Genomic DNA, 17,757 nt, shown 5'->3' with positions numbered 1-17,757 from the left:
CTCCGCTCAGTCCGCCTTCTCCACGAAACTGTCGATCACCCGTTTCTCGCCCGCCTTGTCGAAATCGACCAGCAGCTTGTTGCCCTCTATGACGCGGACGTGGCCGTAGCCGAACTTCTGGTGGAAGACGCGCTGGCCGCGCGCCCATCCTGAGCTGGACTTCGGGTCCGCCGTGGCGATCAGGCGGCCGTCGCCCTCGATCACGGCCTTGCGCGCGGGGATGCGGTTCGGCGTCTGTGCGGCGGTGAAGCTTTGGGCCCGTTTCCAGCCGGGGGAGGAATAGCCGCTGCCGAAGCTGGGCGCGTCGTCCCAGCGGCTCTTGGCCTCCTTCATGCCGGTCGAGGCACCGTAGTAGCCGGTGTCGGATTGGGGATCGACGTGGGCGATGGGCAGTTCGTCGACGAAGCGGCTGGGCAGTTGCGAGGTCCAGCGGCCATAGACCAGGCGGTTGGCGGCGAAGGAGATGCGGGCGTCCTGTTTGGCGCGGGTGACGCCGACATAGGCCAGGCGGCGTTCCTCCTCCAGGCCCTTCTCGCCCTTTTCGTCGATGCTGCGCTGGCTGGGGAAGACGCCTTCCTCCCAGCCGGGCAGAAAGACCAGCGGGAACTCCAGCCCCTTGGCGCCGTGCAGGGTCATGATCTGGACCGCCCCGTCGCCGTTCGGATCGTCGCTGGTCGCCCGCTCCAGGTCCATGACCAGGGAGACGTGCTCCAGATAGGCTTGCAGCGTCTCGAACTGCTGCATGGACTGGGTCAGCTCCTTCAGGTTCTCCAGCCGCGTCTGCCCGCTGGTGCGGTCGGCCTTCTGCATCTCGGTGTAGCCGCTCTCCTCCAGCACCGTCTCCATCACCTGCCAGTGGGGCGTGGTCTCGGCCAGGGCGCGCCAGCGGTCCAGGTCGCGCACGAAGTTGGACAGGGCGGTGCGGGTGCGGGCCTGAAGCTCGTCGGTGTTGATCAGGCCGCGCACGGCCGTCAGGGCGGACAGGTCGTGCCGGCGGGCCAGTTGCAGGATCTTCTGTACGCTGGTGTCGCCGATGCCGCGCTTGGGCACATTGACGATCCGCTCGAAGGCCAGGTCGTCGTCCTCGGACTGGATCAGCCGCAGATAAGCGTGGGCGTCGCGGATTTCGGCGCGTTCGAAGAATCGGGGGCCGCCGATGACCTGATAGGGGATGGCCAGCATGACCAGCCGCTCTTCGAAGGCCCGCATCTGGAAGGAGGCGCGGACCAGTATGGCCATGTCCTTGTACTTCAGCCCCGGCTTGCCGGCGTGGGGGCGACGCGCGGTCTCGATCTCATCGGCGATCAGCCGGGCTTCGGCCTCGCCGTCCCAGACGCCGCGCACCCGCACCTTGTCGCCGCTGTCGTCCTCGGTCCACAGGGTCTTGCCCAGCCGGTCGCGGTTGGCGGCGATCAAGCCCGAGGCGGCGCCCAGGATATGGCTGGTCGAGCGATAGTTGCGCTCCAGCTTGACGATCTTGGCGCCGGGGAAGTCGCGCTCGAAGCGCAGGATGTTGTCCACCTCGGCCCCGCGCCAGCCGTAGATCGACTGGTCGTCGTCGCCGACGCAGCAGACATTGCCGGTCGAGGCCGTCAGCAGCCGCAGCCACAGATACTGGGCGACGTTGGTGTCCTGATACTCATCCACCACAATGTATCGGAAGCGTCGCCGGTATTCCTCGGCCAGGTCCGCGTGCTTGGACAGGATGGTGATGTTGTGCAGCAGCAGGTCGCCGAAGTCGCAGGCGTTCAGCGTGCGCAGGCGGGCCTGATAGGCGGCGTAAAGACCCTGGCCCTTGCCGTTGGCGAAGTCTTCGCCGGGCGGCAGTTTGTCGGGCGTCCAGCCGCGGTTCTTCCAGTGGTCGATCAGGCCGGCCAGGGATTTGGGCGTCCAGCGTTTGGTGTCGATATTGGCGGCTTCCAGCAGCTGTTTCAGCAGCCGCTCCTGGTCGTCGATGTCCAGGATGGTGAAGCTCGACTTGAGCCCGACCAGTTCGGCGTGGCGGCGCAGGATCTGGGCGGCGATGGAGTGGAAGGTGCCCAGCCAGCGCAGGCCTTCGGCGGAGGGGCCGATCAGATGGGTGATCCGTTCGCGCATTTCGCGCGCGGCCTTGTTGGTGAAGGTGACGGCCAGAAGCTCCCACGGGCGGGCGCGGCCGGTGGCCAGGATGTGGGCCAGTCGCGTCGTCAGCACCCGCGTCTTGCCCGTGCCGGCGCCCGCCAGGACCAGGACCGGGCCTTCCGTCGTCTCGACCGCCTCGCGCTGCTCGGGGTTCAGTCCGGACAGATAGTCGCGCGCCTCTCCCTCCTGCGGCGCACGCGCGCGGGCCAGGTCTGAAATACGGGGGGCGGGAAGATCGGTCACAGGCGGCAAGCGGTCCGGGTGGTCAGAATCGAAGAAGGGAACATAAGGGGACCAGACGGCGATGTCAGGACCAGTCCGGAAATGAACTGCGGAACCGGTTCCGCCGAGGCTCTGTTCCCCTGACGATGCAACGGAAGGCGCAGAGGATGACCCGACCATCGGACCGAAGACCTGGACAGGACGGAGGCGGTTGGCGGGCTTTCGTCCTCGGCATGGTCGGCATGTTCGCCGTCATCGCCGTGTGGGTCGCCCTGGTCGAATCGACGGGTGAGCGGGAGGTCGACGAGCGGCGACCCACCGAACGGCCCGCGTCCGAGATCGTCCAGCTGGGCGAGGTACAGGCGCCGGACGGGCCTATTTCAGACTATAGGTGATGGTGGTCACGACCCGGACCTTCTTGTCGATGGAGCCGGATTCGTCGCCGCCCGCGCCGTCGCGCGGCAGGATTTCGAAGGAGCCCTGGGTCGCCTGGCGAATGGGGCCGAGCGGCGTGCCCGAGTCCTTGGCGAACTGTTCGGCGCCGGTGCGCGCCGCGGCCGTGCCTTCGGCGATCATCTCGGGCCGGACGGCGTTCAGCTTGGTGAAGATGTAGGAGGGGCCCTGGAAGTCCTGAAGCACGACGCCTTGACGGACCAGGTCGTTGAGGGCGCGGGTCGTGGCCTGGACGCGGGCGACGTCGCCGGTGCGGACGATGACGGTCTGGGCCAGGATGAAGCGGGGGCCGCCGTTCTGGACCCCGTATTCCCGAGACCGGGTGTCGGCGACCTCCAGCCGGCCCAGATCCACCGCCTCGGCCGGGTAGCCCTGCGACTTCAGGAACTGCCGCACCAGGGCCAGGTCGCCGTCGATCCGGGCCTGGACTTCGGACAGAACCTCGCCCGAGGCGGTGAAGCGCAGCGGCAGGACCGCCAGATCCGCCTTCACCTCGCGCTCCGACAGGCCGCGCACGGTCACGGTGCGGTCTCCGGCGCGGGCGTGGACCACGCCCTGGCCGATCAGAGCGCCGGCGCCGATCAGGCCCAGGGCGACCAGGCCGCCGAAGACGGCGGCGGGGATCAGGCGCGGGGTGTCCATAGGGAAGGCTCCTTGTCGGCGGCCGATTTTACATCTCCACCCCGTGTTCCGCCACCCAGCTGAGCGCCAGCAATCGACAGGCGGAGGCGAGCGGGCGCTGGCCCCGACCCGCGTCGATGTCGGCCAGCAGTTGCGCCTTCGAGAGGCTGCGGCAGGCCGCGATCCGGTCCAGCACGGCCCAGAACTCCGGCTCCAGCGCCACCGAGGTGGCGTGGCCGGCGAGCACGACCGAACGCTTCTGCAGTCCGCTCATCACCTGACGCCTTCGGGGCGCCCGGGGGAGGCGCGGCCGGTGCTGCACATGGCGGGTTTTCTCCTGAGATTGTTGTCACACAAGGGCGCAAGACGTGAACGGCGCCGGAAGGGCGGGGATGGTATCCCGGCGCCGTCAGCCGGAGTCTTGCATGAGTCGCCCCGTCACCGTCCTCGCCATCCTCATCTGCGCCCTCATCTGGGGCACGACCTGGTTCGCCATCACCCTGCAGCTGGGCGTGGTTGATCCGATCGTCTCGATCGTCTGGCGTTTCGGTCTGGCGGCTGTCGTCCTGTTCGGCTTCTGCGCCCTGACGCGGCGGCCGCTCAGGCTGAGTCGCGCCCAGCATCTGGCCGCCGTGGGACAGGGGGCCTTCGTCTTCGCGGTCAGCTACGGCTTCGTCTATGCGGCCGAGGAGCGGGTGGCCTCGGCCGTGGTGGCGGTTATTTTTGCGGCCCTGGCCTTCGTGAACCTCGTCATGTTCCGGCTGGTGGAGCGACAGAAGGCGTCCGCCGGCGCCTGGCAGGGGGCGGTGCTGGGGATTTGCGGTGTCGCGGTCCTGTCGTTTGGCCAGCTGGCGGGAACGGGGGCTTCCGCCGGATCGGCGCCGGGGCTGGGCATCGTGCTGGCCCTCGTCGCGGTGCTCGCCTCCGCCTTGGGCAACTGGTTTGCCTGGCGCGGCCAGCAGGCCGGAGCCCCTGTCATGGGCGCCACAGCCTGGGCCATGGCCTACGGCACGGCCATGTTGGCCGCTTACGGGCTTGCAACTGGAGTGGAGTGGCGGGTCGAGGCGACACCCGCCTATGTTTTATCCCTGCTGCACCTGTCCTTGTTCGGATCAGTCATGGCCTTCGGCCTGTACTTCACCCTGGCCAAACAGAGGGGGTTCGCCCTCGCCAGCTATATCTCGGCCCTGACCCCGCCGATCGCCGTCTTCATGTCCGTTCTGTTCGAGGGGGCGGAGGTCGGCGTGACCATGCTGGTCGGTCTGGCCCTTGTGCTGGTCGGCCAGGTCTTGCTGATCCGGGCGCCCAAGGCGGCTTAAGGCTCAGTCTTCCGTCGGCGTCTCACGCTTCTGACCGTTCAGGCGACGGTCCGCCCGCTCCTGCTCGGCCCGGGCGGCCTGTTTCTCGCCCTTGGAGCGTCCGTGGACGACGCGGTTCGCCGCCGCCCGGATCTTGTCTTCTGACTTTGCGCGGGCCTTGCGCGCCCGGTTCAGGTTGATGATTTCAGCCATGGTCAGTTCTGTTTTTCGGGTCTGTCGGCCTCGTGGGGTCTCAGCGGCTCGGGGACCTCCTCGGCGGGCAGGGCCTTGGCGGGAAGGAAGCCAGGCGAAGGTTCCGGCCGATCCAGGCGGGTCCAGGCCTCGGCGGACCGACCTTGCCGGCGCCCCAGTTCGAACAGGGCCGTCATGGTCTTCTGGTCGAACTCCAGGCTGGAGGCCTCGACATTATCGGGAATGGCGGACAGGGACAGGCTCATCCCGTTGCGCCGGGCGAAGGCGGCGGTGGTCGCCAGATGCGCGCGCAGCGAAGCCTTGCTCATGCTGTCGTAGCTGCGCATCAGGATTGCGGTCAGCCGACCGGGCGTGACCCCCTCGTTGCGGCCGACCTGGCCGTTGACCACGACATAGAGGGCGCCGCCGCCGGGCTCGTCCTGCGGCCGCGTCCACAGGGCCAGGGGCTCCGGGATGGCGAGGAAGGGGGTGTTGACCCCGCCGTCGGCGTGCATTTCCATCACCACGGTCTGGTCCGGCTGGAGGCCGGCGATCAGCACGGGCGGAAAGACGCCTGGGATGCTGGCGGACGCCACCAGCACCTCCTTGAACAGGGCGCGCGAATTCTCGTCGTTCTGGCTGGCCAGCAGGCCCATGTCCCAGATGACCGTCTCCTCGTTGTCCAGATTGGTGGTGGCGACCAGCAGGCGGCGGCCCTTGGCGTGTTCGCGGGCGATGGCCGCCAGCAGGTCGGGGGTGACGTTCTCGTCGACGAGATTGCGGAGCGCCGAGGCGCTGTAGAGGCTGGGGTAGAGGAAGAAGGCCAGGCTGCGCCAGCTCAACAGGCCGCTGGCCCCGCCGTCCGTATAGGCGTGGCCCAGCTGGGCGTCCCAGTCTGGGCCGGCGAAAGCGAAGGGGGCGGCCAGGGCGCCGGTGCTGACGCCGGTGACGATGTCGAAGACCGGCCGGTCGCCCCGCTCGGTCCAGCCGACCAGCACGCCTGCGCCATAGGCGCCGTTGGCCCCGCCGCCGGACAGGGCCAGGATCGACAGATCATGTTTCTGAGCCAGGCGCTGGCCCACTTCTTCGGTGAAGGCCTCGAGGCGCGCGGCGTCGTTCGTGCGGATGCGCGGATCCTGAGCCGGGATCAGGGCGCCATCGGCCAGGCGCAGCGGGCCTTCCGGCCGCTGCAGGGTGCCGCAGGCGGCGACGGACCAGGCCATCATCATCGCCAGCAGGGTCGAACAGGCGCGTTTCATATGTACCTCGACGATCCGTGAAGGAGCCGGCGGCCGAGCTCGGGCCCGTCCCAGGTTCCTTATACAGCAGTAAGCTATGCGGTTTGAAACCCGCTCGTGGCGCATCCGTTTCATGGGACCAATCTTCAAACCCGGAGAACCCTCATGGTCGACGCCTCGCTCATCAAAGAACATCTCGAAGTCGTGGGATCGGACGGCGGCCACGTCGGGCGCGTGGATCATGTGCTGGGAGACCAGATCGAACTGGCCAAGCTGGACCTCGCCGGCGGCTTCAAACATCACCTTATCCCGGTCAGCTGGGTGGAACGGGTGGATGACAAGCATGTCCATCTGAACCTGACACAGGACGAGGCCAAGGCGCGCTGGTCCGAGAAGCCGCACTAGCGGTCGGGTTTCGGTGAATTAATGAAGGCCCTGCTGTCGCCGGCGGGGCCTTCGTTCTATCTGGAGGACATTGTTCTCGGAGAGGTGCGATGATCCGTCTGATCCTGAATATCCTGTGGTTGGTCTTCGGCGGTTGGCTGTCGGGCCTGCTGTGGCTGCTGGGCGGCGCGATCCTGGCCCTGACCGTGGTGGGCCTGCCCTGGACCTTCGCCGCCTGGCGGATCGCCAGCTATTCCTTCTGGCCCTTCGGACGCGAGATCGTCTGGCAGGACGCCCATCCGGTGGCGGGCTGTCTGGGTCTGGTGCTGAACATCGTCTGGTTCGTCGTGGCGGGCTGGTACATCGCCCTGTCGCACCTGGTTATTGCGGTGGCCGAGTTCGTGTCGATCATCGGCAGTCCCTTCGCCCTGAAGGATCTGGAACTGGCCAAGCTGGCGCTGGCTCCGGTGGGACGAACGATCCGCGACAAGCCTTAGGTTTATGTGGGTGGTGCGTCGGGGCGAGTCGGTTCGGGCGGTCGGGCCGGCTTGACGCCGGTCTCCGCGACGATCCGCCAGGACCGCTGGCGTTCGACAAAGATCCGGTTGGGGATGTCGTCCAGGGGTGTGTCCGCCAGCACCGCCGAGATGTCGTCGTTCATCGCCTGGCTCCGCACATAATAGCTGTGCTCGATGAAGGGATCGGCCGATCCCGCGACCACGCGGCAATCGACCAGGGCGACCTTCTTGGGGATCAGATCCACCAGGCGAGGGCCGTCGGAGCCGAGGCGGTCCGGATTGGCCTTGGTCTTGTCCGAGACGGTCAGGCCCTTGTCGTTGGGATTATGATAGACGGTCACCTGTCGCCCGATGCGGGGCAGCAGCCGAAGCTTCGTGTCGTGCTCGAAGGCGTCGTCGTCCTCGTCCGGGGCGGCCAGAAGGATCTGGTCGAACAGACGGGTCAGTCCATCCCGATCTTTGGCGATCAGGGCCTGCAAAGCCTGGCGCAGCACATAGGCGCCCATGCTGTGGGTCAGCAGATGCACGCGCCGCTGACAGTAGTCGGCTTCGTTCAGCGCCAGGACGAAGTCCCTGAACTTCAGGAACGCCCGCGCGACCGACGGCCCTGACGCCCGCGCATCCTCCCGGTCGCTGTAGTAGGACATCCAGGGCACGGCCGACCCATCCGAAGGCCAGCTGAAGACGACGACATTCAGCGGATGCCCGCCGATGTTCAGTCCCTGAGCCAGCAGGGCCGCGCTCTGCAGGGCGCCGGTGAAACTGACGTTGAAGCCGTGGATGAAGACCAGGGTGTCGCACTTCCTGCCTTGGGCCATGGAGGCGCGCAGATCCTCCATCAACATGCCGCCGCCTGTTTTGATCACGTCGGTCTGGTTCAGGACATCGGGATAGACGTGCAGGTCCTGCAGGACCGGTCGTTGGGGATCGGACTTGAAATCGGCATAGCCGAACCGCAGGGCGGCGACGCCGTCGGGATTGAAGGTACGGCCGAAAACCTGTCGCTTGTTGGCGGGCTGATAGTTGCGGTTGGTGGTGAAGAATACCCGGACCTCGGTCATCGCCGCCTCCAAATGACGACGGCCCGAGGGCTGATCCCTCGGGCCGCGCCTTGGTTGCAAGTTTAACAGCCGGACGTCAGCCGGGCGAGATCATCTTTTCAGGTCGCACCGCCTCGTCGAACTCGGCGTCGGTCAGATAGCCGCCGCCCACGGCCTCCTCGCGCAGGGTGGTGCCGTTCTTGTGCGCGGTCTTGGCGATCTTGGCGCAGAGGTCATAGCCCAGCTTGCCGTTCAGGGCCGTGACCAGCATCAGCGAGTTGTTCAGGCCGCGGGTGATGTTGTCCTCGCGAGCCTCGATGCCGACGACGCAGTTGTCGGTGAAGCTGATCGCCGCATCGGCCAGCAGGCGGACCGACTGCAGGAAGTTGTAGGCCATGACCGGGTTGTAGACGTTCAGCTCGAAATGGCCTTGCGAGCCGGCGAAGGTCAGGGCGGCGTTGTTGCCGAACACCTGGACGCAGACCTGGGTCAGGGCTTCGCACTGGGTCGGATTGACCTTGCCGGGCATGATCGACGAGCCCGGCTCGTTCTCCGGCAGGGCCAGTTCGCCCAGGCCCGAGCGGGGGCCGGAGCCGAGGAAGCGGATGTCGTTGGCGATCTTGAACAGCGAGGCGGCGACCGTGTTGATCGCGCCGTGGCTGAAGACCATGGCGTCGTGGGCGGCCAGGGCCTCGAACTTGTTCGGGGCGGTGGTGAAGGGCAGGCCGGTGATCTGGGCGATCTGGGCGGCGACCTTCTCGGCGAAACCGACGGGGGCGTTCAGGCCGGTGCCCACGGCGGTGCCGCCCTGGGCCAGCTCCATCAGCTTGGGCAGGGTCTGTTCGATCCGCTCGATGCCGTTGGCGACCTGCTGGGCGTATCCGCCGAACTCCTGGCCCAGGGTCAGGGGGGTGGCGTCCTGGGTGTGGGTGCGGCCGATCTTGATGATGTGGGCCCAGGCCTTGGCCTTGGCGTCCAGGGCGGCGTGCAGATGCTTCAGCGCCGGGAGCAGATCGCTGACCACCTGTTCGGCGCAGGCCACATGCATGGCCGTCGGATAGGTGTCGTTCGACGACTGGCTCATATTGACGTGGTCGTTGGGGTGGACCGGCTTCTTGGAGCCCATCTCGCCGCCCAGGATTTCGATGGCGCGGTTCGAGATCACCTCATTGGCGTTCATGTTCGACTGGGTGCCCGAACCCGTCTGCCAGACGACCAGGGGGAAGTGGTCGTTCAGCTTGCCCTCGATGACCTCATTGGCGGCCTGGATGATGGCGTCGGCCAGGGCGGGGTCGAGCTTGCCCAGGTCGCGGTTGGTCTCGGCGGCGGCGCGCTTGACGATGCCCAGGGCCCGCACGACCGGCAGGGGCTGCTTCTCCCAGCCGATCTTGAAATTGCCCAGCGACCGTTGCGCCTGGGCCCCCCAGTAGCGATCGGCGGCGACCTCGATGGGGCCGAAGGTGTCGGTTTCGATGCGGACGTTGCTCATGCGCGGACAAGGCTCTCAGGCGTGGCGATTGTATGCGCGGCGGTGTAGCACGAGAGAAGAGCAGGGCAAGGCGAGGCGGCCATGGGACCAAAGCATATTCTAGCGGCGACTCTGCTGATGCTGGCGGGATGCGCCGGACTTCCCGCTGAACAGCCTCGACCGCGCGTCGCCCTGGACACGACGGCCGGGCGAATCGTTCTGGCCCTTGACGCCGAAGCGGCGCCGATCAGCACCTGCAACTTCATCAGCTACGTCGTCTTCGGCGACTATGACAACGGGTCCTTCTTCCGCACCGTGGTGCGTGAGACCAACACGTCCAACCCGAACCCGATCGACGTCATCCAGGCGGCGACGCCGCGGGGCAGCGACGACGACGCCCGGCCTCCCATTCCGCTGGAGCGGACTCGGGACACAGGACTGCGTCATCGCGCGGGGACCGTGTCCATGGCGCGTGACGGTCCCGACAGCGCGACGTCCAGCTTCTTCATTGTAACCCAGGACACGCCCAGTCTGGATTTCGGCGGCGCCCGCAATCCGGACGGCCAGGGATTCGCCGCCTTCGGCCGGGTGGTCGAGGGATTGGATGTGGCGCGCCGCATTCAGAGGATGCCCGCGAATGCGCAAGAGCAGCTGACGCCGCCGGTCGTCATCCGTTCCGCCCGTTTGCTGGACGCTGCGCCGTCCGTCTGCACCCGATGACCGTCGGCTGGATCGGAACCGGCAAGGTGCGGGCCCGTGAGGACGGCGAGGCGGTCGAGATCGTCATCGACGGCCTGACCACCCAAGCCAAATACTACAAGCCGCTGGTCTATGAATTCATGCGCAAGGAGTGGGCGTCGAGACCGTCCTGGGGCGATCACGTCGTCGAGATCCGCATGGAACATGTCGGGGACCCGCCGTGGATGGACCTCGACAACCTGGCCAAGGCCCTGCTCGACTCGATCAAGGGCTATCTGTTCCACGACGACAGCCAGGTGGCCCGTCTTCTCGTGGAGCGGCGGGAAGGCGAGCGCGAGCGGATTACGATCCGATCCTATCCTCGTAGGGCCTGAACCGCAGCGTCGGCAAAAGCAGTTGCATGTTCGCGCCGATCGCCGTTTGAGGCTCTGAGGCCGGAGAGAGCCCCTCCGCCTGTTCGCGCGCGGCGACGCAGGACGTGGCGGCGCGGGACAGGGCGATGAAATCCGGCGCGGTTTTCAGCCCGTTCAGCACGCATTCATCAAAATAGGGATACAGGGCGTCGGCGGCGCAGCCGAATGAGGAGCGATCGCGCCGGGCGGCGGTCATGACCATGCGGTTCGGTCCCTTCAGGCCGTCGACGAAAACGCCCGAGAAACAGGCGGACAGAACCACGACCGTCGGACGATCGCCGCAGGTTTGGCGCAAGACAGGAATCAGATCCTCTGGCGCCAGCGTCGCCTCCGGTCCGAAGACCAGGCCTTCGGGAGAGCCGTGGGAGGTGACGTAGAAGAGGCAGCCGCGCGTCGCCCGTTCAGCCGCCTCGGCAAACCGACGCAGGCTGTCCTGGGCCTCCACCGGCGCGGCGACGTCCGGACGCAGGCTCACGCTGACCATGGTTGCCGGATCGAAGCCGGCCTGTTGGAAGGCTTTGGACAGGTCGCGCTGGGCGTTGTCGAAGGCGGCGATGGGACGGCCGTCACTGTCACGCCAATCTGCAGCGATGACGGCGGAAGCCCAGCCATCAAACCGGTTCTGCGCCTGGGCCGAACAGCCCAGGACGACAAGGCCGAACATTACGACCGTCGCCGTCGTCCACCGAAACATCGCGTGCCCCCGTCCAGACCTTTGAAACGAGAGCTTAGCGTCCGGACTGGATCAGGGAAGAGTCTACTTCTTGCGGAACTGGTCCAGGGAAACGACCTTCGGACCGTCGGACGTCGGCGCCGGATCTTCCGGCGGCGTGGCGTCTTCCACATTCTCGACGATCTCGGGTTCTTCGAACTGCAGCAGGAACTGGACGCTGGGATCGTAGAAGCGGGTCACCGCCGTATAGGGCATGGCGAGGGTGCGAGGCACGCCGCCGAAGCGGAGCTTCACGGAAAAGCGGTCGGCCTCGACCTGAAGATCCTCGTACTGGTGTTGCAACACCACCGTCATTTCATCGGGATATTTGGTCAGCATGTCCGCCGGAATGCTGACGCCGGCGGCCCGGGTCTTGAAGGTGATGTAGAAGTGATGCGCGCCGGGCAGACCTTCGGCGGCCACATGATCGAGTGCAGACCGGATCACGCCGCGCAAAGCCTCGTGCGCCAGCCGCTCGTACTGCATCTCGTCGACCGGAGGGGTCTGATCGGTCATCGTCACCTCGCAAATTCAGCGTGACTGATAGCGGCGGCGGCGCGCGCGCGAAAGGTGCGAATAGGGTAAAGACGTCGGATGTTCGGGATAAGCGCCGGGATTCTGTTGCCAGGCTCCCGACAGGCCCCGCCCAGGGATCTGAACCCCTAGGACTTAAGGTTCGAAATCACCCGAACCGCATTACGCGGCGAGAGCGACTTCTCCAGCGAAGTTATCGTTCGCAGTTAGAAAATGGCCCGATACGGTGGGCCAGGACGAGCGAAAGCAATCCTCTTTACACGTCCGTCGATGCTAGTCGGCCCCATGACGCCTCCGCCGATAACGCGGGGAAGTGAATGGTGGAGCCGCCGGGAATCGCACCCGGGTCCGGTCCGCTTATTACAGGCGCCTTTATCGCCATAGTCCGGCCGAAGCCGGACGAGGGCAATATAGGCGTGGCCCGGCGGGTTTCCAAGTCCAGTTCGGCCAAGGGGATCAGGGGCGGGGAATGCGGCTCCAGTCGCGGCACTGGTTTCTGAACCAGGTGAGCTGGCGTTTGGCGTAGTTTCGCGTGGCCTGTTTCAAGGCGGCGACGGCCGCCTCACGGTCGAGTGCGCCGGAGACATAGGCGGCCAACTCCCGCACGCCGACCGCCTTCATGGCGGGCAGGGCGGGGGACAGGTCGCGCGCGACGAGGCGACGAACCTCATCTAGCGCGCCATTTTCGACCATCAGATCCGCCCTTCGGTCGCAGTCGGCGTATAGGACTTTCCGATCCGGTTCGATCACCAGCCCGGTCCAGGAGCCCGGCTCCAGAAGCGGGCGGGTTTCAGCCCTCCAGGCCCTCAACGGCCGGCCGGTCGCGGCGTGGACGCTCATCGCCCGCACGAGCCGTTGTCGATCCCCGGCCTCAATGGCCTGGGCGGCGGCCGGGTCGATTTCCGCCAGACGGGTGCGAAACAGAGCCTCTCCTTGCACCAAGAAGTCCGCCTCGACCTGGTCGCGGACAGCGCTCGCAACCGGCGGAATGTCCGCCAGGCCCCGGGTCAGGGCCGTGAAGTACAGGCCGGTGCCGCCGACGAGGATGGCGGGCCGATTCTCCGCCCGGAGTTCGGCCAGTATGGCCAGGGCGGCGCGACTCCATTTTCCCACGGACCAGGCCTCCGCGGCGTCGGCGACGCCGTAAAGCCGATGTTCGGCCTGGGCTTCGTCCTCCGGCGAGGGGCGGGCGGTCAGGATACGAAGGTCGGCGTAGAGTTGCTGACTGTCCGCATTGATGATGACCGCCCCGGTTTCGCGCGCCATCTTCAACGCCAGGGCGGATTTTCCCGAGGCGGTGGGGCCGGCGATCAGGGTGACTAACGGCGGCTTGGACAAATCGAGGCTCGCGGGCGGCATCCAGGGGCGATAGAACGCGCCCCTTATCGCCTGCAAGTCTTGTGGAGACCGTCTTGGTCGAACGTTCCGCCGTCATCGCCGCGCTCGACGCCGTCACGGACCCGGTTTCGGGCCAGGGCCTCCATGCTTCGGGTCTGGTTCAGGGGCTGGTCGTCGCCGAGGACCGGGCGGGCTTCGCCCTGGAGGTGGACCGTAGTCTGGTCGCGACCTACGCCCCCGTCAGGGACGCGGCCGAGGCGGCGCTGAAGGCCATCCCCGGCATGAGCCGGGTCTCGGTGATCCTGACGGCGGAGGCCAAGCCTGGGCTCGGCAAGCCCGCGCGCACCGCCGGCCTTTCGAAAGCCGCCGTGGATCAGGGACGTCCCAAGGCGCCGGTCCCCACGGACCGCCCGGCCCATGTCCGGCGCGTCCTGGCCGTCGCCAGCGGCAAGGGCGGGGTGGGCAAGTCGACCGTGGCCGTCAATCTGGCCGCGGCCCTGGCTGCACGGGGGCTGTCTGTCGGGATTCTGGACGCCGACGTCTATGGTCCCTCGCTGCCCACCATGCTGGGGATCAGCGGCCAGCCCGCCTATGAGGACGGGGCTATCGTGCCGCACCAGGCGCATGGACTGAAAGCGATGTCCGTGGGCCTGCTGACCAAGATGGACGACGCCATGATCTGGCGCGGGCCGATGGCGTCCCAGGCCATCACCCAGATGCTGACCCAGACCCGATGGGGCGCGGCCGAAGCGCCGCTGGACGTGTTGGTGGTCGATCTGCCGCCCGGCACAGGCGACGTGCAACTGACCTTGATCCAGAGGACCCCGCTGGACGGCGCCGTCATCGTCTCCACGCCGCAGGAGGTGGCTCTGGCCGACGCCCGGCGGGCGCACACCCTGTTCCAGAAGGTGAATGTGCCGACCCTGGGCCTGATTGAAAACATGAGCGGCGCCGTCTTCGGACAGGGCGGCGCCAAGACCGAGGCGGAGCGCCTGTCTGTTCCCTTCCTGGGCGATCTGCCGCTGGAGGCCGCTCTGCGAGAGGGCGGAGATGCGGGGAGGCCTGTGGTTGCGTCGGATCCCAAAGGCGCGATCGCGATGCGGTTCGCTGTGATCGCCGAGCAGGTGGCGGCTTCTTTGGGACTGTAGAAACTTCAGGGCGTGGGGTTTTCAAACGCAACTCTATTCGCCACCTTCACCCTTGCCATTTTGCGAGGAGATCCGATGAGCGTCGATGCCCTGTTTCGCCCCTTTACGATCAAGGGGCTGACCCTGCCCAACCGCATCGTCATGGCGCCGATGACGCGGTCCTTTTCCCCGAACGGCATCCCGACGTCCGATGTGGCCGGCTATTACCGCCGCCGCGCCGAGGGCGGGGTGGGGCTGATCGTGACCGAGGGCACGGTGGTGGAACGGCCCGCTGCGCGCAATGACGTCAATGTGCCCGTTTTCCACGGCGAGGCCCTGCCGCACTGGAAGACGGTGGTGGACGAGGTCCACGCCGCCGGAGGCCTGATCGCGCCGCAGATATGGCACGTGGGATCGGCGCGGGGCCAGGGCGCTGATTGGACGCCCCTGGGCAAGGTGGACAGTCCGTCAGGCCTGACTTCGCCGGGCAAGGCCAAGTATGAGCCGATGACCGAAGAGGACGTCGCCGACACTATCGCGGCCTTCGGTCGCTCTGCGCGCGCGGCGCGGGAGCTGGGCTTTGACGCCGTCGAGATTCACGGCGCCCACGGCTATCTGATCGACCAGTTCTTCTGGGGCGCGGTCAATGTGCGCGAGGACCGCTGGGGCGGGCCGAGCATCTCCGAGCGGGCGCGCTTCGGCGCCGAGGTGGTCAAGGCGGTGCGCGAGGGCGTCGGCGACGACATCCCCGTCATTCTGCGCCTGTCGCAATGGAAGCAGCAGGACTTCGCCGCCCGGATCGCCGAGACGCCGGACCAGATCGTGGAATGGCTGACGCCCTTGTCGGACGCCGGGGTCGACGTCTTCCACTGCTCGCAGCGCCGATTCTGGGAGCCGGAGTTCGAGGGGTCGGATCTGAACTTCGCCGGCTGGACGAAGAAGCTGATGGGCAAGCCGACCATCACCGTCGGCTCGGTCGGGCTGGACGGCGAATTCATCGCGGCCTTCGGGGGCGAAGGCTCCAAGCCCGCCTCGCTGGACGGCCTGACGCGCCGGCTGGAGAAGGAGGAGTTCGATCTGGTGGCGGTCGGCCGCGCGCTGCTGGCCGATCCGCACTGGGTGGAGAAGATTCGGGACGGGCGCACCGAGGAACTGCGCAATTTCGAGCGCTCGGACCTGATGACTCTGTCCTGACCCGAGGCGTCGGGCCGGCCGGCCTTCCGAGAGGTCAGGCCGGCTCGACGATCACGGCTGTGCCGTAGCACAGCACCTCGGTCACGCCCGGCATGATCTCGGTGGCGTCATAGCGGACGGCCAGAATGGCGTTGGCGCCGTGGGCCTGGGCGTGTTTGACCAGTTCGTCATAGGCTTCCTGACGCCCCGCCTCGGCCAGTTTCACATAGGCGCCGACCCGGCCGCCCAGCATGGACTGGACGCCGCCGATGGCGTCGGAAATGGCGTTGCGGGATCGCACCGTAACGCCGCGCACCAGGCCGATGTGGCGGGTGACGCGAAAACCGGGCAGGTCATTGGTGGTGGCGACGTACATGAGGGGCTCCTAACGACGATCCAAAACGCGGAAGGTGAAGGCGTGGTCGTCCTTCTCGCCCGCCGCATGGGTTTCGGAAGATACTTCAACCCAGGCTGTTTCGTCGAACGACGGAAAGACCGCATCTCCCTCGGGGGCCGCGTCGACCTCGGTGATATAGAGGCGGCGGGCGCGGGGCAGGGCGGCGGCGAACAGGGCCGTGCCGCCGATGATGCAGATTTCGTCCACGACGTCCTCCTCGGCGGTCTCGCGCGCGATCTCGATCGCTTCGTCCAGATTGGAGCAGACCACGGCGCCCTTGGCCATGCCGTCGGCGTCGTAGGACTCGTCCTTGGTCAGGACCAGGTTCAGCCGGCCGGGCAGGGGCTTCAGCGGCAGGCTCTCCCAGGTTTTGCGCCCCATCAGGCAGGGCTTTCCGATAGTGATCGCCTTGAATCTCTGCAGGTCCGAACGCAGCCGCCAGGGCAGGTCGCCGTCCCGGCCGATGACGCCGTTCCGGCCGCGGGCCACGACCAGGGCGATCCGAGCGGGCCCGGTCATGCCGCAGGCTCCAGCCACTTCAGCCATTTGCGTCGCATCGCGGTTTCAAGGTCGATCCCGGCGCCCGCGCAATAGATCAACAGCATGCCCAGAACATCGGCCGCCTCGTCGCCCAGGGCGTCGGCGTCGCCCGCGCCGCGCGCCCTACCGGACAGCCGCAGATGTTCAGCCGTCAGCTCTCCCAGCTCTTCCTGGAGCTTCAGCAAGGCCCAGTCCCGGTCGCGATCAATGCCGTGATTGGCGGCGTAGAGGTCGGAGATGCGCAGGACGTCGGCCTGCAGACTCTTGAAATTCATCAGACGGCCACTTCGGCCTTTATGTGCGGCCAGGCTTCATAGCCCTCAAGCATGAAGTCCGACAGTTCGAAGGCGAACAGATCGTCCTTCGGCGCGATCTTCATCACCGGCAGGGGCAGGGGTTCGCGCATGAGCTGGAGCTCGGCCTGGTCCAAATGGTTCAGATACAGGTGGGCGTCGCCGAAGGTGTGGACGAACTCGCCCGGCTCCAGCCCGACCACCTGGGCCAGCATCATCGTCAGCAGGGCGTAGGAGGCGATGTTGAAGGGCACGCCCAGGAAGACGTCGGCGCTGCGCTGATATAGCTGGCAGCTCAGTTTCCCATCCGCCACGAAGAACTGGAACAGGCAGTGGCAGGGCGGCAGGGCCATGTCGTCGACGTCCGCCGGGTTCCAGGCCGTGACGATATGGCGGCGGCTGTGGGGATTGGTCTTCAGGCCATGGACCAGTTTTTCGATCTGGTCGATGACGCGGCCGTCCGGCGCCGTCCAGGACCGCCACTGCTTGCCGTAGACCGGACCCAGTTCGCCCTCGGCGTCGGCCCATTCGTCCCAGATGCGGACGCCGTTCTCCTTAAGATAGGCGATGTTGGTGTCGCCGCGCAGGAACCACAGCAGTTCGACGATGATCGACCGCAGGTGCAGCTTCTTGGTGGTCAGGACGGGGAAGCCCTTGGACAGGTCGAACCGCATCTGGCGGCCGAAGACGCCCAGGGTGCCGGTGCCGGTGCGGTCGTCGCGGCGGACGCCCTTGTCCAGTATGTCGCGCAGCAGGTCCAGATACTGCCGCTCCGGATGGTCGGCGGGCGCCGTCCGGCCCTGAAGTTCTGAAGAGGCGACCTGAGCGTTCATGCCGCCAACTTGCCCCAGTCCGGGTGATTCGCCACGCGGTTCCGAACCGACGTCCACAGAAAACGGCCCGGGGGGGGGGGGGGGGGGGGGGGGGGGGGGGGGGGGGGGGGGGGGGGGGGGGGGGGGGGGGGGGGGGGGGGGGG

22 protein-coding genes and 1 other RNA gene are annotated in these 17,757 nt (G+C 67.0%); 8 read left to right on the top strand and 15 right to left on the bottom strand.

Annotation, left to right across the window (positions count from 1 at the left end; genetic code table 11):
* Positions 1-6 precede the first annotated feature (6 nt).
* Positions 7-2,364 carry a UvrD-helicase domain-containing protein gene (locus AC07XS_RS00115; RefSeq protein WP_182713063.1) on the bottom strand — a complete coding sequence of 786 codons (2,358 nt, stop codon included), beginning with the start codon at positions 2,362-2,364 and terminating at the stop codon, positions 7-9.
* A 146-nt stretch (positions 2,365-2,510) separates the two neighbouring features.
* On the opposite strand from AC07XS_RS00115, the gene AC07XS_RS00110 reads away from it, so the two are divergent.
* A complete protein-coding gene (locus AC07XS_RS00110; RefSeq protein WP_152950337.1) occupies positions 2,511-2,738 on the top strand; it encodes a hypothetical protein in 228 nt (75 codons plus the stop codon).
* On the opposite strand, the gene AC07XS_RS00105 is transcribed toward AC07XS_RS00110, so the two are convergent.
* Complete coding sequence (locus AC07XS_RS00105) at positions 2,719-3,438, bottom strand: SIMPL domain-containing protein (protein WP_054765881.1); 720 nt, start codon at positions 3,436-3,438, stop codon at positions 2,719-2,721. The two genes, AC07XS_RS00110 and AC07XS_RS00105, sit on opposite strands and share 20 nt — an antisense overlap.
* Positions 3,439-3,466: 28 nt before the next feature.
* The gene (locus AC07XS_RS00100) at positions 3,467-3,691 is read right to left on the bottom strand and encodes a ribbon-helix-helix domain-containing protein (RefSeq protein ID WP_182713062.1); all 225 of its coding nucleotides are present in this window, start codon (positions 3,689-3,691) and stop codon (positions 3,467-3,469) included.
* Between the two features lie 151 nt (positions 3,692-3,842).
* On the opposite strand from AC07XS_RS00100, the gene AC07XS_RS00095 reads away from it, so the two are divergent.
* Positions 3,843-4,736, top strand: coding sequence for an EamA family transporter (locus tag AC07XS_RS00095; RefSeq protein WP_182713061.1), 894 nt, complete (start codon positions 3,843-3,845; stop codon positions 4,734-4,736).
* Between the two features lie 3 nt (positions 4,737-4,739).
* Here AC07XS_RS00095 and AC07XS_RS00090 read toward each other — a convergent pair whose 3' ends face one another.
* On the bottom strand, positions 4,740-4,928 hold the full coding sequence (locus AC07XS_RS00090) for a DUF4169 family protein (RefSeq protein WP_182713060.1): 189 nt from the start codon (positions 4,926-4,928) through the stop codon (positions 4,740-4,742).
* Between the two features lie 2 nt (positions 4,929-4,930).
* The gene (locus AC07XS_RS00085) at positions 4,931-6,166 is read right to left on the bottom strand and encodes a patatin-like phospholipase family protein (RefSeq protein WP_182713059.1); all 1,236 of its coding nucleotides are present in this window, start codon (positions 6,164-6,166) and stop codon (positions 4,931-4,933) included.
* Positions 6,167-6,310: 144 nt separating this feature from the next.
* Between AC07XS_RS00085 and AC07XS_RS00080 the strand changes: the two genes are divergently transcribed.
* Both AC07XS_RS00080 and AC07XS_RS00075 read left to right on the top strand, forming a co-directional pair.
* Complete coding sequence (locus AC07XS_RS00080; RefSeq protein WP_054765876.1) at positions 6,311-6,550, top strand: DUF2171 domain-containing protein; 240 nt, start codon at positions 6,311-6,313, stop codon at positions 6,548-6,550.
* An 89-nt stretch (positions 6,551-6,639) separates the two neighbouring features.
* The gene (locus AC07XS_RS00075; protein WP_182713058.1) at positions 6,640-7,026 is read left to right on the top strand and encodes a YccF domain-containing protein; all 387 of its coding nucleotides are present in this window, start codon (positions 6,640-6,642) and stop codon (positions 7,024-7,026) included.
* A gap of 2 nt (positions 7,027-7,028) precedes the next feature.
* Here the strand turns inward: AC07XS_RS00075 and AC07XS_RS00070 are convergent, their stop codons facing one another.
* Together AC07XS_RS00070 and fumC are read right to left on the bottom strand one after the other, a co-directional pair.
* A complete protein-coding gene (locus tag AC07XS_RS00070) occupies positions 7,029-8,108 on the bottom strand; it encodes an alpha/beta hydrolase (protein ID WP_152950334.1) in 1,080 nt (359 codons plus the stop codon).
* A gap of 76 nt (positions 8,109-8,184) precedes the next feature.
* A complete protein-coding gene (gene fumC / locus AC07XS_RS00065) occupies positions 8,185-9,576 on the bottom strand; it encodes a class II fumarate hydratase (RefSeq protein WP_182713057.1) in 1,392 nt (463 codons plus the stop codon).
* An 81-nt stretch (positions 9,577-9,657) separates the two neighbouring features.
* Here fumC and AC07XS_RS00060 point away from each other — a divergent pair, with 81 nt between their 5' ends.
* Positions 9,658-10,275: a peptidylprolyl isomerase gene (locus AC07XS_RS00060; RefSeq protein WP_182713056.1), complete on the top strand. Its 618-nt coding sequence runs from the start codon at positions 9,658-9,660 to the stop codon at positions 10,273-10,275.
* Entirely contained in the window at positions 10,272-10,628 is a 357-nt protein-coding gene (locus AC07XS_RS00055; protein WP_182713055.1) for a RusA family crossover junction endodeoxyribonuclease, read from the top strand. Before AC07XS_RS00060 ends, AC07XS_RS00055 begins: the two co-directional genes overlap by 4 nt.
* Here the strand turns inward: AC07XS_RS00055 and AC07XS_RS00050 are convergent.
* The 4 genes from AC07XS_RS00050 to miaA all read right to left on the bottom strand — a co-directional run bounded on the left by AC07XS_RS00050 (position 10,597) and on the right by miaA (position 13,251).
* Positions 10,597-11,361: a C13 family peptidase gene (locus AC07XS_RS00050; RefSeq protein ID WP_182713054.1), complete on the bottom strand. Its 765-nt coding sequence runs from the start codon at positions 11,359-11,361 to the stop codon at positions 10,597-10,599. The genes AC07XS_RS00055 and AC07XS_RS00050 overlap by 32 nt on opposite strands.
* A 63-nt stretch (positions 11,362-11,424) precedes the next feature.
* Positions 11,425-11,895 (bottom strand): SspB family protein, encoded by a 471-nt coding sequence (locus AC07XS_RS00045; RefSeq protein ID WP_182713053.1) that lies wholly within the window; start codon positions 11,893-11,895, stop codon positions 11,425-11,427.
* 90 nt (positions 11,896-11,985) lie between these two features.
* Positions 11,986-12,353, bottom strand: a transfer-messenger RNA (tmRNA) gene (ssrA, locus tag AC07XS_RS00040).
* Between the two features lie 16 nt (positions 12,354-12,369).
* Positions 12,370-13,251: a tRNA (adenosine(37)-N6)-dimethylallyltransferase MiaA gene (miaA, locus tag AC07XS_RS00035; RefSeq protein ID WP_321207893.1), complete on the bottom strand. Its 882-nt coding sequence runs from the start codon at positions 13,249-13,251 to the stop codon at positions 12,370-12,372.
* 74 nt (positions 13,252-13,325) lie between these two features.
* Here miaA and AC07XS_RS00030 point away from each other — a divergent pair, with 74 nt between their 5' ends.
* Positions 13,326-14,399 carry an Mrp/NBP35 family ATP-binding protein gene (locus AC07XS_RS00030; protein ID WP_152950329.1) on the top strand — a complete coding sequence of 358 codons (1,074 nt, stop codon included), beginning with the start codon at positions 13,326-13,328 and terminating at the stop codon, positions 14,397-14,399.
* Between the two features lie 75 nt (positions 14,400-14,474).
* Positions 14,475-15,572, top strand: coding sequence for an NADH:flavin oxidoreductase (locus AC07XS_RS00025; protein ID WP_182713051.1), 1,098 nt, complete (start codon positions 14,475-14,477; stop codon positions 15,570-15,572).
* 34 nt (positions 15,573-15,606) lie between these two features.
* On the opposite strand, the gene AC07XS_RS00020 is transcribed toward AC07XS_RS00025, so the two are convergent.
* Genes AC07XS_RS00020 through AC07XS_RS00005 form a run of 4 tightly spaced genes read right to left on the bottom strand, consistent with a single transcriptional unit; the run spans position 15,607 to position 17,614 of the window.
* Positions 15,607-15,927, bottom strand: coding sequence for a YbjQ family protein (locus AC07XS_RS00020; RefSeq protein WP_054765867.1), 321 nt, complete (start codon positions 15,925-15,927; stop codon positions 15,607-15,609).
* A 9-nt stretch (positions 15,928-15,936) separates the two neighbouring features.
* Positions 15,937-16,467 (bottom strand): dihydrofolate reductase, encoded by a 531-nt coding sequence (locus AC07XS_RS00015; protein ID WP_182713050.1) that lies wholly within the window; start codon positions 16,465-16,467, stop codon positions 15,937-15,939.
* A complete protein-coding gene (locus AC07XS_RS00010) occupies positions 16,464-16,763 on the bottom strand; it encodes a nucleoside triphosphate pyrophosphohydrolase family protein (RefSeq protein ID WP_182713049.1) in 300 nt (99 codons plus the stop codon). The genes AC07XS_RS00015 and AC07XS_RS00010 overlap by 4 nt, the downstream gene beginning before the upstream one ends.
* The gene (locus AC07XS_RS00005) at positions 16,763-17,614 is read right to left on the bottom strand and encodes a thymidylate synthase (protein WP_182713048.1); all 852 of its coding nucleotides are present in this window, start codon (positions 17,612-17,614) and stop codon (positions 16,763-16,765) included. The genes AC07XS_RS00010 and AC07XS_RS00005 overlap by 1 nt, the downstream gene beginning before the upstream one ends.
* Positions 17,615-17,757 lie beyond the last annotated feature (143 nt).

This window comes from Brevundimonas sp. GW456-12-10-14-LB3 (assembly GCF_059424365.1).
This window is presented reverse-complemented; position numbering and strand designations above follow the sequence as displayed.

Coding starts and splice junctions, on each gene's coding strand:
- AC07XS_RS00110 (WP_152950337.1), top strand. CDS start 2,511: ATGACCCGACCATCGGACCGAAGACCTGGACAGGACGGAGGCGGTTGG.
- AC07XS_RS00105 (WP_054765881.1), bottom strand. CDS start 3,438: ATGGACACCCCGCGCCTGATCCCCGCCGCCGTCTTCGGCGGCCTGGTC.
- AC07XS_RS00100 (WP_182713062.1), bottom strand. CDS start 3,691: ATGAGCGGACTGCAGAAGCGTTCGGTCGTGCTCGCCGGCCACGCCACC.
- AC07XS_RS00095 (WP_182713061.1), top strand. CDS start 3,843: ATGAGTCGCCCCGTCACCGTCCTCGCCATCCTCATCTGCGCCCTCATC.
- AC07XS_RS00090 (WP_182713060.1), bottom strand. CDS start 4,928: ATGGCTGAAATCATCAACCTGAACCGGGCGCGCAAGGCCCGCGCAAAG.
- AC07XS_RS00085 (WP_182713059.1), bottom strand. CDS start 6,166: ATGAAACGCGCCTGTTCGACCCTGCTGGCGATGATGATGGCCTGGTCC.
- AC07XS_RS00080 (WP_054765876.1), top strand. CDS start 6,311: ATGGTCGACGCCTCGCTCATCAAAGAACATCTCGAAGTCGTGGGATCG.
- AC07XS_RS00075 (WP_182713058.1), top strand. CDS start 6,640: ATGATCCGTCTGATCCTGAATATCCTGTGGTTGGTCTTCGGCGGTTGG.
- AC07XS_RS00070 (WP_152950334.1), bottom strand. CDS start 8,108: ATGACCGAGGTCCGGGTATTCTTCACCACCAACCGCAACTATCAGCCC.
- fumC (WP_182713057.1), bottom strand. CDS start 9,576: ATGAGCAACGTCCGCATCGAAACCGACACCTTCGGCCCCATCGAGGTC.
- AC07XS_RS00060 (WP_182713056.1), top strand. CDS start 9,658: ATGGGACCAAAGCATATTCTAGCGGCGACTCTGCTGATGCTGGCGGGA.
- AC07XS_RS00055 (WP_182713055.1), top strand. CDS start 10,272: ATGACCGTCGGCTGGATCGGAACCGGCAAGGTGCGGGCCCGTGAGGAC.
- AC07XS_RS00050 (WP_182713054.1), bottom strand. CDS start 11,361: ATGTTTCGGTGGACGACGGCGACGGTCGTAATGTTCGGCCTTGTCGTC.
- AC07XS_RS00045 (WP_182713053.1), bottom strand. CDS start 11,895: ATGACCGATCAGACCCCTCCGGTCGACGAGATGCAGTACGAGCGGCTG.
- AC07XS_RS00025 (WP_182713051.1), top strand. CDS start 14,475: ATGAGCGTCGATGCCCTGTTTCGCCCCTTTACGATCAAGGGGCTGACC.
- AC07XS_RS00020 (WP_054765867.1), bottom strand. CDS start 15,927: ATGTACGTCGCCACCACCAATGACCTGCCCGGTTTTCGCGTCACCCGC.
- AC07XS_RS00015 (WP_182713050.1), bottom strand. CDS start 16,467: ATGACCGGGCCCGCTCGGATCGCCCTGGTCGTGGCCCGCGGCCGGAAC.
- AC07XS_RS00010 (WP_182713049.1), bottom strand. CDS start 16,763: ATGAATTTCAAGAGTCTGCAGGCCGACGTCCTGCGCATCTCCGACCTC.
- AC07XS_RS00005 (WP_182713048.1), bottom strand. CDS start 17,614: ATGAACGCTCAGGTCGCCTCTTCAGAACTTCAGGGCCGGACGGCGCCC.